The 12,695-nt window shown below is 70.6% G+C and carries 11 protein-coding genes; 1 reads left to right on the top strand and 10 read right to left on the bottom strand.

The window, feature by feature from the left end:
• Positions 1–8: 8 nt before the first annotated feature.
• The 4 genes from CVV76_RS04635 to CVV76_RS04620 all read right to left on the bottom strand — a co-directional run bounded on the left by CVV76_RS04635 (position 9) and on the right by CVV76_RS04620 (position 5,382).
• Positions 9–2,369 carry a xanthine dehydrogenase family protein molybdopterin-binding subunit gene (locus CVV76_RS04635; protein ID WP_102223476.1) on the bottom strand — a complete coding sequence of 787 codons (2,361 nt, stop codon included), beginning with the start codon at positions 2,367–2,369 and terminating at the stop codon, positions 9–11.
• A gap of 72 nt (positions 2,370–2,441) precedes the next feature.
• A complete protein-coding gene (locus CVV76_RS04630) occupies positions 2,442–2,927 on the bottom strand; it encodes a (2Fe-2S)-binding protein (RefSeq protein ID WP_102223475.1) in 486 nt (161 codons plus the stop codon).
• Between the two features lie 418 nt (positions 2,928–3,345).
• Positions 3,346–4,368, bottom strand: a complete 1,023-nt coding sequence (locus tag CVV76_RS04625; RefSeq protein WP_102223474.1) for a molybdopterin-binding protein — start codon at positions 4,366–4,368, stop codon at positions 3,346–3,348.
• A 3-nt stretch (positions 4,369–4,371) separates the two neighbouring features.
• Positions 4,372–5,382 (bottom strand): XdhC family protein, encoded by a 1,011-nt coding sequence (locus CVV76_RS04620; protein WP_102223473.1) that lies wholly within the window; start codon positions 5,380–5,382, stop codon positions 4,372–4,374.
• A gap of 455 nt (positions 5,383–5,837) precedes the next feature.
• Between CVV76_RS04620 and CVV76_RS04615 the strand changes: the two genes are divergently transcribed.
• Positions 5,838–6,545 (top strand): SDR family oxidoreductase, encoded by a 708-nt coding sequence (locus CVV76_RS04615; protein WP_102223472.1) that lies wholly within the window; start codon positions 5,838–5,840, stop codon positions 6,543–6,545.
• A 131-nt stretch (positions 6,546–6,676) separates the two neighbouring features.
• Here the strand turns inward: CVV76_RS04615 and CVV76_RS04610 are convergent, their stop codons facing one another.
• From CVV76_RS04610 to CVV76_RS04585, 6 genes are read right to left on the bottom strand one after another with little or no spacing between them, the layout of a single operon-like run.
• Positions 6,677–7,528 (bottom strand): SMP-30/gluconolactonase/LRE family protein, encoded by an 852-nt coding sequence (locus CVV76_RS04610; protein ID WP_102223471.1) that lies wholly within the window; start codon positions 7,526–7,528, stop codon positions 6,677–6,679.
• The gene (locus tag CVV76_RS04605; RefSeq protein WP_102223470.1) at positions 7,525–8,145 is read right to left on the bottom strand and encodes a 2-dehydro-3-deoxy-6-phosphogalactonate aldolase; all 621 of its coding nucleotides are present in this window, start codon (positions 8,143–8,145) and stop codon (positions 7,525–7,527) included. The genes CVV76_RS04610 and CVV76_RS04605 overlap by 4 nt, the downstream gene beginning before the upstream one ends.
• Entirely contained in the window at positions 8,142–9,194 is a 1,053-nt protein-coding gene (locus CVV76_RS04600) for a 2-dehydro-3-deoxygalactonokinase (RefSeq protein WP_102223469.1), read from the bottom strand. The genes CVV76_RS04605 and CVV76_RS04600 overlap by 4 nt, the downstream gene beginning before the upstream one ends.
• Positions 9,191–10,705: an aldehyde dehydrogenase (NADP(+)) gene (locus tag CVV76_RS04595; RefSeq protein WP_102223468.1), complete on the bottom strand. Its 1,515-nt coding sequence runs from the start codon at positions 10,703–10,705 to the stop codon at positions 9,191–9,193. Before CVV76_RS04595 ends, CVV76_RS04600 begins: the two co-directional genes overlap by 4 nt.
• 16 nt (positions 10,706–10,721) lie before the next feature.
• Positions 10,722–11,639 carry a dihydrodipicolinate synthase family protein gene (locus CVV76_RS04590; protein WP_102223777.1) on the bottom strand — a complete coding sequence of 306 codons (918 nt, stop codon included), beginning with the start codon at positions 11,637–11,639 and terminating at the stop codon, positions 10,722–10,724.
• Between the two features lie 31 nt (positions 11,640–11,670).
• Entirely contained in the window at positions 11,671–12,693 is a 1,023-nt protein-coding gene (locus tag CVV76_RS04585; RefSeq protein WP_102223467.1) for an aldose epimerase family protein, read from the bottom strand.
• Positions 12,694–12,695 lie beyond the last annotated feature (2 nt).

The raw sequence follows: 12,695 nt of genomic DNA, 5'->3' as shown, positions 1-12,695 counted from the left end.
GCGTCTCCTTACTTCTGCATCGCCGCCCAGACCCGGGCGGGGCTCATCGGCATGTCGATATGGGCAACGTCGTGGCCCGCGCGGTTCAGCGCGTCCAGCACCGCGTTCACCACCGCGGGCGGGGTGCCGATGGCGCCGGCCTCGCCGCAGCCCTTCACCCCCAACGGGTTGTGTGTGCAGGGCGTCTGACACGAGTGGTCCACCTTGTAGAACGGCACGTCATTGGCCCGCGGCATGGCGTAATCCATGTAGCTTGCGGACAGAAGCTGGCCGTTCTCGTCGTAGACGGTGTTTTCCAGCAGCGCCTGGCCGATCCCCTGCCCGATCCCGCCATGCACCTGGCCGTCGACGATCATCGGGTTGACGATGTTGCCGAAATCGTCGGCGGCGGCAAAGCTCTCGATCGTCACCTTGCCCGTCTCGGGATCGACCTCCACCTCGCAGGCATAGGCGCCCGAGGGGTAGGTGAAGTTCGCCGGATCGTAGAACGCCGTCTCCTCCAGCCCCGGCTCGAGGCTTTCAAGCGGATAGTTGTGCGGCACGTAGGCGGCCAGCGTGACGCCGGCCCAATCCACCGACTTGTCAGTGCCCGCGACCGAGAACTTGCCGTCCTTCAGCTCGATATCCCCTTCCGAGGCCTCGAGCAGATGCGCCGCGATCTTCTTCGCCTTCGAGATGATCTTGTTCGTGGCCCGCACGATGGCAGAGCCCCCCACGGCCAGCGAGCGCGAGCCGTAGGTGCCCATGCCCATCGGCGTGTTGGCGGTGTCGCCATGGACGATCTCGATCTGGCTGGCGTCGATGCCGATCATGTCGGCCACCACCTGGGGAAAGGCCGTCTCGTGGCCCTGCCCGTGGCTGTGCGACCCGGTCATGACCGAGATCGAGCCGGTGGCGTTCACCCGGACCGTCGCGCTTTCGTAAAGGCCCGCGCGGGCGCCCAGCTGACCGACAAGGTGCGAGGGCGCAATGCCGCAGGCCTCGATATAGCAGTTGATCCCGAGGCCGCGCAGCTTGCCCTTCTTCTTCGACGCCTCCAGCCGGGCGGGGAACCCCTTGATGTCGGCCATCTCCTCAAGCTTGTCCATCGTCGCCACGTAATCGCCGGTGTCGTATTCCACGGCGACCGGAGTGGCATAGGGGAATTCGGTCACGAAGTTCTTGCGGCGCAACTCGATCGGGTCGATGCCCATCTCGCGCGCCGCCTTGTCGACCACGCGCTCCAGCTGATAGGTCGCCTCGGGCCGGCCCGCGCCACGGTAGGCATCGACCGGCACGGTGTTGGTGAAGACCGCCTTCACGTTCACGTAGATCAGCGGCGTCTTGTAGTTCCCCGCCATCAGCGTGCCGTGCAGCCATGTGGGCACCGAGGGGGCGAAGGTCGACAGGTAGGCGCCCATATTGGCGTAGGTCTCGGTGCGCAGCGCCTGGAAATGGCCCTCGGCATCCAGCGCCAGTTCGATCTTGGACACGTGGTCGCGGCCGTGGGCGTCGGACATGAAGGCCTCGGACCGGCTCGACGTCCACTTCACCGGGCGGTTGATCGCCTTGGCCGCGAAGGTGACGAATGCCTCTTCCGCGTAATGGAAGATCTTCGACCCGAAGCCGCCGCCCACATCGGGCGCCACGACCCGCAGCTTGTGCTCGGGGATGCCAAGGACGAAGGCGCCCATCAGCAGACGGATCACATGCGGGTTCTGCGAGGTGGTGTAAAGCGTGTGGTGATCCATCGTCTGGTCGTAATCGCCCACCGCCACCCGCGGCTCCATCGGGTTGGCGACGAGGCGCTGGTTCACCAGTTCCAACGTGGTGACATGGTGGGCCTTGGCAAAGGCCTCGTCCACCGCGGCCTTGTTCTCCTCGACAAAGCCCCAGTCGTAGCAAAGGTTCGACCCGATATCGTCATGCACCAGCGTGCCGCCCTGAACCGCGGCCTTCATGTCCATCACCGCGGGCAGTTCCTCGAGGTCGACCTCGATCGCCTCGGCGGCGTCGCGGGCCTGCGCCTCGGTCTCGGCCACCACCACGGCGATCGGGTCGCCGACGTGGCGCACCTTGCCCTGGGCCAGCACCGGGTGCCCGGGTTCCAGCATCGGTTTGCCATGCTTGTCGGTCACCTGCCAGCCGCAGGGCAGACCGCCGATCCCCTCGAAATCCTTGCCGGTGAAGATCCGGATCACCCCGGGCATCGCCGCGGCGGCCGCGGTGTCGATGCCGTTGATCTTGCCATGCGCCACCTGTGAGCGCAGGAAATAGGCATGCGCCTGGCCGCGCAGGTTGATGTCGTCGGTATAGCGCCCCTTGCCGGTGAGAAACCGCACGTCCTCGCGCCGTTTCGTGGCGGGGCCGATCTGTCCGTCCTTAGGCATGATGTCCTCCCTGACGCCCGGCCATCCTCCCGCCGGGCAAATTCCTGGTGAAACTCCCTCAGTCCGCGGCGATCACTCCGCGGCGATGGCCGAGACGTCCTGGCCGCTGGCCGCGAGGATCGCCTTGACGATGTTGTGATACCCGGTGCAGCGGCAGATGTTGCCCTGCAGGTAGTGGCGCACCTCGGCTTCCGAGGGCTTGGGGTTTTCCTTCAAAAGGGCGGTCGCGGCCATCACCATGCCCGGCGTGCAGAAGCCGCATTGCAGGCCGTGGTGGTCCTGGAACGCCTGCTGCATGGTCGAAAGGCTGCCGTCGGCATTGGCCATCCCCTCGATCGTCGTGACCTCGGCCCCCTCGCAATCGAGCGCGAAGGTCGAGCAGGACTTGATCGACTTGCCGCCGATATGGACGGTACAGGCGCCGCATTGCGAGGTGTCGCAGCCGACATGCGTGCCGGTCAGGCCCAGCGTCTCGCGCAGGAATTCGACCAGCAGCGTGCGGCCTTCCACCTCGCCGGACACGGCCTTTCCGTTCACGTTCATGGAAACTTTTGGCATGTTCTCCTCCCACGGAAAAAACTGGCTGACTCAAGGGGAGTAAATCACGCAGGCCGCAGTTCGCAAACAGGGAATCTCGGTGTCTGCAAGCGGGGCGCCCGCCCGCCCGCGGGATGGCCGCTGTCGGCCTCTGACAAGGGTGCTTCGAACCAGCGCCGCGGCAGAGCAAACCCGGCCCACCGCAAGCAGGGCGTGCGCCTGTCCGTGCGGTGGTGCGGCCAGCCTCAGAGATGGGCGCTTTATCCCGGCCACATCCGCGCGCCGCGCGAGCGGCGAGCGTCGTCGACCAGAGCGCCTGACTGCCGGTACGGGCAGGCGCGCGCCCCGCGGCCTCCGGGGCAGCCGCGCACCGGGCTGGACGCGCCTTCGCGGCGCGCGACCGGGACGTGCGCCCCCGCCGCCCCCGCCTGACACGCGCTCACTCCGCCTTGGCCCGCTCCCGCGGCTGGGGCCGCTGGGGGATCTCCTTGAGAAGCCCCCCGACCCCCATCGCCGCGATCTCGTCGGGCGTTGGGTCGAGGCCGCAAGCCGTGCGCTCCAGCACCCAGTCGGCGCCGTTCAGCGCGGGCGAACGGGCACAGCCCGGCAGGCCGATCACCGGGCGCGCGCCCTCGGGGCCGGGCAGACGACCGGTGAACAGAAGGTTCCCCGGATCGACCGGCATCCCGAACCGCTCAAGCGTGCCCCCCGCCCGCACCAAGGCCTCGGGCCCGGTGTCATGCGCGTCCGACGTCGCCGAGGCGGTGAGGATCAGCAGCATCTCGCCCCCGAGCCCTGCCAGAGCCTCGGCCATGGGCGCCGCCGCGTGCGGGCAGGCCGCGACATCGGCAAGCTCCACCCCCAGCGCCTTCAGCCGTTGCCCGGTGACCCGCCGCGCCTTGGCGCTGATCTTCGGATCCTGCCCGGGCAATTCGCTCAGCAGCAAGCCTGCCGTCCTGCGCGTGACCTGATGCAGCGACAGCGCCCCGCCCGCCGCCGCCTCGGCCCGCGCGAGGGTCTCTCCCGGCACGGCGTAGGTGATGATCTTGACGGTCGCGACCAGCGTCCCCTCGGCCACCCGCGTCAAGGGCGCCAGCGTGGCAAGGGTCACCGCGGGGTCGATCAGGTTCAGCGCGGCGACCGCCTGCGGATCCAGCCGCACGAGGCCCGGGCGCGCCGCCTTGACGTTCACCCGCCCGGTGAAGGCCGCCGACAGCGTGAGCCCAGCCGCCTTCGGGTCAGGCACCAGCGCCGCGGCCAGACGTGCGGCCGCGACATCCTCGGTCACGTCGCCAGGGTCGAGACGGGCGACGGTCAGCTCCGTCACCCCCTCGGCCGCCAGCGCCGCCACCTCGGACGCCTCCAGCACATGCCCCTTCTTCAGCTTGCGCCGGCCCAGCGGCGTGGAATGCGCGAGGATCCCGCCCGCCGCCTCGGCCACCGGCACCGGGCCGAACCGCATGGCCTAGCCCATCCTCAGGGTTTCGGTGATCTGCGCCATGATCGAGACCGCGATCTCGGCCGGGCTCTTGGCCCCGATGTTCAGGCCCACCGGCGCGTGGATCCGCTCCAGCGCCGCCTCCTCGACCCCCGCCGCGCGCAAGCGATCAAGGCGCTTTGCATGGGTCCGGGTGGATCCGAGACAGCCGAGGTAGAAGGCGTCGGAGGCCAGCGTCGCCGCGATCGCCGGGTCGTCGATCTTGGGGTCGTGCGTCAGGGTGACGACGCAGGTGCGGGCATCGATGCCATAGGCCTTCAGCGCCTCGTCCGGCCAGTCGTGGCTGATCGCCTCGCCGGGGAAGCGCTCGGCCGCGCCGAAGGCCTCACGCGGGTCGATCAGGAACGGATCGTAACCGGTCAGCCGCGCCATCTGCAGCAGCGGCTGGGCGATATGGACCGCGCCCACCACCACCATACGGAGCGGCGGATTGTGGATCGCGATGAACCAGCCGCCCTCCTCCACCCCCGATTTGTCGGACCGGAAACGGCTGCGGATCTGCGCCTCCAGCGGATCGCCCGGGCCCGCGCTCACGCGCGCCTCCCAGGTCTCCAGGTTAACCACATGGGCCAGCGGGCGGCGCGCGGCACGGGCGGCGCAGATCTCGGCCAGCATCGCCTCGGGCAGGGCCGAGCCCACCGGCTCCACCAGCACCCGGATCGTGCCGCCACAGGCGAGCCCCACGGCAAAGGCCTCGTCATCCGAGACCCCGAAGGTCAGAAGCCGGGGTCGGCCGTCGGACAGCGCCTCGAGCGCCTCGACCACCACCGCGCCTTCGACGCAGCCGCCCGAGACCGAGCCCATGATGTCGCTCGCCCCCGAGATGGCCAGCTGACTGCCCACGGGGCGGGGGGCGGACCCCCAGGTCTCGACCACCGTGGCAAGCGCGGAATGACGGCCCTCGCGGTGCCAGGCAAGCGCGATCTCGGGGATCTGGTCATGGGCGTAGGTGGTCGCGTCGGTTTTCGCGTCGGTCATGGGGGGCCTCCCAGCGGTCGGACATGGGGCGCGGGGCGAAGTATGGAACGCAACGCCGCCCGGCGCCAGCACCGACCTAAGGCGGCCGGACAAAAGGGAAAGGGGTCGCAGGGCGGAAGACGTCGACTTCTGGCACCAAGACGCAGCGAAAGAGGGACCCGCGCCCGTTCGCCGCGCGCCCGTGCGGCAGCCGCAGGGCGACCGGGGGACCTTGACGCCACGAAGGCACACGCGAAGGCGCCCCCGCGCCGGGAGGCTCCGCGAAAGGATTTCGTTTGCTGCGGCGACGTGGCGGGCACAGCGCTCCACCCCGGGGGCCCGCGTGGCACGGGCTCCTTCCGCTCGCACCGCACCGGTCCCCGAGCCCCCCGCGACCATTCGCCTCCGGCGGCGCGCTTGCCTCTGTCCGTGCCGCGCTAAATCCCCGAAGAGCCCACGCGAACAGGAGACAGCGCATGACCCTAACCGAGACCACCCTTCTCGTCGTCGGCGGCTCATCGGGTATCGGCTTCGGCGTTGCCCAGGCCGCGCTGAAGGCCGGCGCGGCCGTGACGATCGCCTCGCGCTCCGCCGAGAAGGTGGAAAAGGCCTGCGCCCGGCTGGGCGGCAAGGTGGAAGGCGTGACGCTGGACACTGCCGACGCCGCGGGGCTGGAGGCGTTCTTTGCCGACCGCAGCTTCGACCATCTTTTCTGCTCGGCCGCCAGCACCCGGGTTGCGGCGGTGCGCGAGCTGCCGCTCGAGGATGCCTATGCCGCGATGCAGTCGAAATTCTGGGGCGCCTACCGGCTGGCGCGGGCAGCGAGGATCGCGCCGGGTGGCTCGATCACCCTCATCTCGGGCACGCTCTCGACCCGGCCGAAGCCCGGCACCGCGCTGCAGGGCGCGATCAACGCGGGGCTCGAGGGGCTGACGCGGGGGCTGGCGGTGGAACTGGCGCCGCTGCGCGTCAATTGCATCGCGCCGGGGCTGGTGAAAACCGAGATGGTCGATACGCTGGACGGCGATGGCCGCAAGGCGATGTTCGAGGGCGCGGCGGAACGGCTGCCCGCGGGTCTGGTTGGCGGGCCGGAGATGATCGCGGTGCAGGCACTGGCGATCATGGCGAACCCCTACATGACCGGCGCAACCGTGGCGGTGGACGGAGGCGGCGTGCTGGTCTGAGGCGCCGGACCGGCGACCCGGGTCGACTTTTCGGCGAAAAGTCGCGCCCGGGCCGTGGCGTGGTCGGCTCTTGCTGTGGCCGGCCCGGAGCATCTTCGGCCCGCGGCCTGGCCAGCCCGCGGCGCGCCCGACTAGAGCACGACCTGCGGCTCGGCCCGCCCTCGCACGCCCGCCGCGGCGCTGTAGAGCACGCCCTGCGCCGGGTCCGGGGTCTCGATGCCCTCGCATGCGGTGGTGACGAAGAGCGTGGCAAGGTCCGCGCCACCGAACGCCGGGCAGCTGGAATTGCGTCCGCCCACCTCGATCGCCCGGTCGAAGCTTCCGTCCGGCAGGTGCCGCACGACCCGTCCGCTGCCCCATTGCGCGACCCAGAGCGCCCCCTCGGCATCTACCACGGCCCCGTCCGGGCGCCGCCCTTCGGCCTCGAAGTCGAGAAACAGCTCTGGCGCGGGACCCTCCGGCCAGCCCTCCGCATCGAGGCGCTGGCGCCAGACCTTGCCGGTTGGGGTATCGGCAAAATAACCGGTGCGCCCGTCAGCGGAGAAACAGATCGCGTTCGGGATCGAGAGGCCCGGATGCACCTGGCGCAGCGTGCCCCGGCAGTAGCGATAGATCGCGCCCTGCCCCGGCTCTGCCGTCTTGCTCATGGTGCCGATCCAGAACCCGCCCATCGGGTCGGCGCGCCCGTCGTTCGATCGGGTCTCCGGCCGGTCGGCCTCGAGCGGGGCGACCAGCGCCAGCTCGCCCGAGCCGAGGTCGAAGCGGTAGAGGCCGGTTTCCGAGGCGAGCAGCAGCGTCTCGCGGTCGATCCAGCCCGCGGCCGAGCAGATCTCGGGCAGCGGCCAGTCGAGCGTGCGGTCCCCCGCCCGCGACAGAAGCCGCCTGCCCAGGATGTCGAACCAGAAAAGCTGGCCCCGTTCTGGATGCCAGAGCGGCCCCTCTCCCAGCTCGCATTGGCGCGGGTCGTGAATCTCGGCGCTCATGGCCTGCCCTCCCCCGCGGTCACCGCGTCATACTGGGCCACGATCTCGCGCGCCCGGGCCCCCACCACGCCGGCATCGTCGCCCGGAGCGTAGAGCGCGCTGCCGATGCCGAATCCGTCGGCCCCGGCCGCGATCCACTCGGCGAAGTTCGCGGGCCCGGCGCCGCCGACGGCAAACACCTGGGTGCCCGCCGGCAGCACCGCGCGCATGGCCTTCAGCCCGGCCGGGCCGATCAGCGCGCCGGGAAACAGCTTCAGCCCGTCGGCCCCGGAGCGGAGCGCGAGGAAGGCCTCACTCGGCGTCATGCAGCCGGGCCAGCTTTGCATCCCCGCGGCCTTGGTGGCCGCGATCACCTCGGCGTTGGTGTCGGGCGAGACGACGAGCTGGCCGCCCGCCTGCGCGACCAGCGCGACCTCGGCCACGCTCAGCACCGTGCCGGCGCCGATCAGGGCGCGATCACCCAGGGCGTCGGCCATGCGGGCGATCGAGGTGAAGGGATCGGGGGAGTTCAGCGGCACCTCTATGCGGTCGATCCCCGCCGCGATCAGCGCCTCGGCCACCGGCAGGGCATCGTCGGGGCCGATGCCCCGCAGGATGGCGATCAGGTTGCGGCTCATGTCCTGTCCTTTCCCGGGCCCCGCCCGGTATCGTTTCCGGCATCGTTTCCCGCGTGGTTTCCGGTGTCGTTTCCCGCATCGCTTCCCGCGCTGCGTCCGGCCTCGCGCGCCGCGGCCAGCCCGGCGAGGACAAGGCCCGCCCCGGGCATCGCCTCGGCTTCGGCCCCGGCGCGGGCCAGCGCCTCGCAATAGCGTGCCGACAGTTCCGGCGCGCCGATCACTATCACCGGCCGCCCCTGCCAGAGGTCGCGCATGGCGGCCAGCTCGGCCCCGATCAGCAGGCCCGACAGCCGCGCCGCGGCCGTGCCGGGTGCCACGCTTTCCAGCAATCCCCGCGCCCGGATCCCGAAGAGCGCGGCGGTCAACGTGGCCGGCGCCGCCGCGATCTCGTCGAGGGCGGCGGCGAAGGCGCCGTGGTCGAAGGTGCCCGCGTCGACCGCGCCCTGCATGGAATGGCGCAGCACCGACTGTGTCGAGAGCAGGGCGTGCATCTCGCCCGTCATCGCGGTGCGAAGGGCCTGCACCGCGCCGCCCGAGACCCGCGCCCACTTGCCATGCGTGCCGGGCAGGCAGAGCACGCCGTCGAAATCGGGTGCAGAATCAGGTCGGCTGCGCAGGAAGCCCGCGATCTGGGTCTCCTCGCCGCGCAGCACGTCGGGCGGCGAGGACTGGCTCATCCCCGGCAGGATGCGCACGGCGAGGCGCGGGTCGGCGGTGGGCGCGGACACGGCGCCCCGCCCGTCGGGGATGCAGGGCACCGGCTGGTATGGCGCCTCGATCCAGCCCTGTCGGGCGCCGGCCATGCCGCAGACGAGGACCTCGGTCACCCTGCCCTCCGCGAGGTACGGCGCGGCAAGGTCGAGAAGCGCGGCCTCGTATTCCCCGGGCGAGAGGCGGCCCATGCCGCGGTCCGAGCCACGCTCGGCCAGCACGGCGCCGCCCGCGTCCAGCGCCCAGAGGCGCAGGTTGGACGTGCCCCAGTCCACCGCGATCCAGTCGGCCACGACCTGGCCTTCCCCCGCGGCGGGGCGGGACACGTCCGGGATCATGCCAGATCTTCGGGCAGCAGCGCCGCCGGCAGGTTCTGGTAGCTGACCGGCCGCAGGAAGCGGCGGATCGCCAGCGTGCCGACCGAGGTCGCGCCGAAGTTGGTGCTGGCCGGGTACGGCCCGCCGTGAACCATCGCGTCCGCCACCTCGACGCCGGTCGGGAACCCGTTCGCCAGCACCCGGCCCGCCTTGCGCTCGAGGATCGGCATCAGGCTGCGGGCGGCCTCGGTGTCGCCCTCGTCCATCTGCAGGGTGGCCGTCAACTGGCCCTCGAAGCCCTTGGCAAGGGTGCGCATCTCCTCGATCCCCGCGACCCGCACGACGAGGCCGAGGGGGCCGAAGACCTCTTCGCCCAGGGCGTGGTCCTGCAGGTAGGCGTCGGCGTCGGTCTCATAGAGGTTCGGAAGCGCGGTGCGACCCTCGGATTTCGTGGTCAGCACCGGTTCGACGGCGTTGCGGCCGGCGAAGGTCTCCTGCCCCTTGCGGTAGGCGGCGGCGATGCCGTCGGTCAGCATGACCTGCGGGCCCACCTCGGCAAGGGCTGCCTTGGCGGCGGCGACGAAGGCGTCGCCCGCCGCGCCCTTTTCCACCACGGCGATGCCGGGGTTGGTGCAGAACTGGCCCGCACCCATGGTCAGCGACCCGGCCCAGCCCTTGCCGATCTCGGCGCCCCGTGCCTTTGCCGCCTCGGGCAGCACGAACATCGGGTTGACCGACCCCAGCTCGCCGAAGAACGGGATCGGCTCGTCCCGCTGGGCGCAGAGATCGAAGAGCGCGCGCCCGCCGCGCAGCGAGCCGGTGAAGCCAACCGCCTTGATCAGCGGGTGCTTGACCAGCGCCTGACCCACGTCGAACGACCCGCCCTGCACCAGGGAGAAGACACCGGCGGGCATGCCGCAGGACTTGATCGCGGCGTGGATCGCCTCGGCGACGATCTCGGCGGTGCCGGGATGGGCATCATGGCCCTTGCACACCACCGGGCAGCCGGCGGCCAGCGCGGCGGCGGTGTCGCCGCCAGCGGTGGAAAACGCCAGCGGGAAGTTCGAGGCGCCGAAGACCGCGACCGGGCCGATCGGCCGTTCGATCATGCGCAGGTCGGGGCGCGGCAGCGGCGCACGGTCGGGCAGAGCCACATCGTGACGGCGGTCGAGGTAGTCGCCCTTGCGGATGTGGTCGGCGAACATGCGCAGCTGACCGGTGGTGCGGCCGCGCTCTCCCTCCAGCCGCCCGGCGGGGAGACCGCTCTCCTGCGTGCCGATCTCGGTGATGTCGGCACCGCGGGCCTCGATCTCGTCGGCGATCGCCTCGAGGAACTTCGCCCGCTCTTCGCGGCTGCTGTAACCGTAGGTCCAGAACGCCTCTTCCGCCGCCTCGCAGGCGCGGTTCACCATTTCGACGGTGCCGACCGAGAAATCATGCGCCGGGCCCGACGCCGGTTTCGAGGTGAAGGTCGTCCCGCTCGCCATCCAGTCGCCGGCGATCAGGCTTTTGCCATGGGGGGTGAAAGTCATGCGCGTCTCCTCAATCTCATTTTCCCCAGCGCAGGGCGAGCACGTCCTGCGCACGGGCAAGCTCGACAAGCCGGTCGCGGGTGCGCTGGCTCATCGGTTTCAACGGATGGCGCACGTGATCGGATCCGATCACCCCGCCCTCCATCATGACCGTTTTCGCCGCGCGCAAACCACATTGCCGGTTCTCGTGGTTGATCAGCGGCAGGCAGCGCGTCCATTGCGCCAACGCCCCTTCCCTATCACCGTCGCGGAACATCGTCACGATGGGACGGATAAGTTCGGGCTGCAGCGCCGAGGTCATGGTACCGGTGCAGCCCGCATCGAGATCGGCCAGCAGGGTCACCGCCTCCTCGCCGTCGAAGGGGCCGACGATATCCTTGTCGCCTGCCTCGATCAGCGCGGCCAGCTTGTCGGCGGCAAAGGGCGTCTCGATCTTGAAATAGCTGACGTTTTCCAGCTCCCGCGCCATCTTCACCAGAAGCGGCACCGGCAGCGACACCCCCGAAAGCGGCGCGTCCTGCACCATGATCGGGATCGAGATCGCGTTCGACGCGGCCTGGAAATGTTCGTAGATCCCGACCTCGGCGGGAACGAGGCCGACGCCGTGGTAGGGCGGCATCATCATCACCATCGCGGCACCCATCGCCTCGGCGGCCTTGGCACGGGCCACCACGATCTCGGTCGCGAAATGGCTGATGGTCACGATTACGGGAACCCGGCCCGCCACGTGCTCGAGGCTGATCCGGGTCAGCGCCGCGCGCTCCTCGTCCGACAGCAGGAACTGCTCGGAATAGTTCGCAAGGATGCAGATCGCGTCGACCCCCTGGTCGATCATGCAGTCGAGGACGCGGCGCATCCCCTCTTCGTCGACGCGGCCATCGGCATGGAACGGGGTCGGCGCGACGGGCAGGATGCCGGTCAGCGGGGAAGTCAGGACGGTCATGGTCTCTCCTCGGGTGTCGCTCTTACAGCGCGCGGATGATGAACCGGCTGCGCTGGCGGTAGGTTTCGCCGGGCCTCAGCGCCACGGACGGGAAATCGGGGCGGTTCGGTGCGTCGGGCCAGCGCTGGGGTTCCAGCGCAAGGCCCGCATGGGCACCGTAGGGGCGGCCGTGCAGGGTGGCGGCGGCGCCGGTATCCATCCGCGCGGCATCGTAGACCTGCAACCCCGGCTCGGTCGTCTCGATCTCGAGGGCGAGGCCGCCGGCGCTCAGCGCGCAGGCGGGATGCAGCCCCTCGCCCGACACGTCGAGGCAGAAGTTGTGGTCGAGCGGCTCGGGCCCCGGCAGTGGCCGCGCGGCGCGGTAGTCGAAACCCGTCCCCGCGACCGGCACCGGCGGCCCGGCCACGGGGATCCGCGCCGCATCCACCGGCAGATAGCTTCCGGCCGCGATCCGCAGACTGTGGGCCGACAGGTCGGGCCCGCCGTCCAGTGTCCAGTAGGCGTGCGAGGCGAGGTTGCAGAAGGTGGGCCGGTCGGTCGTGGCCTCCAGCGTCAGGGTCAGCGCCGCGCCCCCCGCGACCTCTTCGATCGCGTAGGTGGCGGCAAGATCCATCGCGCCGGGAAAGCCCCCCTCGCCATCCGGCAACCGCAGGCTGAGCCGGCACGCCCCCTCGTCCTGCCCGTCGAGGCGCCAGTTGTACTGGCTCGTGCCGCGCGTGCCCCCGTGCAGGGTGGTGCGCCCGTCCTCGTTGCGGTCGAGCGTCAGGCGTTTGCCTTCCAGCATCGCCGTCCCGCCTGCGATGCGGTTCGCGACCCGCCCGACGACGGCGCCGAAATACCGCATCGGCCCCTGGTATGCCGCAAGATCCGGGCTTCCCAGCACCAGCGGATGCGGGGTGCCCGCACGCCGGACGTCCTGCAGGCCGGCGCCCCAGGTGATGATCTGCGCGCTCAGCCCGCCGCCCGTGATCGCGGTCCGCATCACGGGGCTGCCGTCCGGGGCGAAGCCGAAGGTCCGGGGACCATGGGGGCGGGTATCGGCCATGG

This window comes from Acidimangrovimonas sediminis (assembly GCF_002871005.1).
Taxonomy (GTDB): Bacteria; Pseudomonadota; Alphaproteobacteria; order Rhodobacterales; family Rhodobacteraceae; genus Acidimangrovimonas; species Acidimangrovimonas sediminis.
Note: the sequence above shows the minus strand (reverse complement) of the source record. Positions and strands in the feature narration are given on the sequence as shown.

Coding starts and splice junctions, on each gene's coding strand:
- CVV76_RS04635 (WP_102223476.1), bottom strand. CDS start 2,369: ATGCCTAAGGACGGACAGATCGGCCCCGCCACGAAACGGCGCGAGGAC.
- CVV76_RS04630 (WP_102223475.1), bottom strand. CDS start 2,927: ATGCCAAAAGTTTCCATGAACGTGAACGGAAAGGCCGTGTCCGGCGAG.
- CVV76_RS04625 (WP_102223474.1), bottom strand. CDS start 4,368: ATGCGGTTCGGCCCGGTGCCGGTGGCCGAGGCGGCGGGCGGGATCCTC.
- CVV76_RS04620 (WP_102223473.1), bottom strand. CDS start 5,382: ATGACCGACGCGAAAACCGACGCGACCACCTACGCCCATGACCAGATC.
- CVV76_RS04615 (WP_102223472.1), top strand. CDS start 5,838: ATGACCCTAACCGAGACCACCCTTCTCGTCGTCGGCGGCTCATCGGGT.
- CVV76_RS04610 (WP_102223471.1), bottom strand. CDS start 7,528: ATGAGCGCCGAGATTCACGACCCGCGCCAATGCGAGCTGGGAGAGGGG.
- CVV76_RS04605 (WP_102223470.1), bottom strand. CDS start 8,145: ATGAGCCGCAACCTGATCGCCATCCTGCGGGGCATCGGCCCCGACGAT.
- CVV76_RS04600 (WP_102223469.1), bottom strand. CDS start 9,194: ATGATCCCGGACGTGTCCCGCCCCGCCGCGGGGGAAGGCCAGGTCGTG.
- CVV76_RS04595 (WP_102223468.1), bottom strand. CDS start 10,705: ATGACTTTCACCCCCCATGGCAAAAGCCTGATCGCCGGCGACTGGATG.
- CVV76_RS04585 (WP_102223467.1), bottom strand. CDS start 12,693: ATGGCCGATACCCGCCCCCATGGTCCCCGGACCTTCGGCTTCGCCCCG.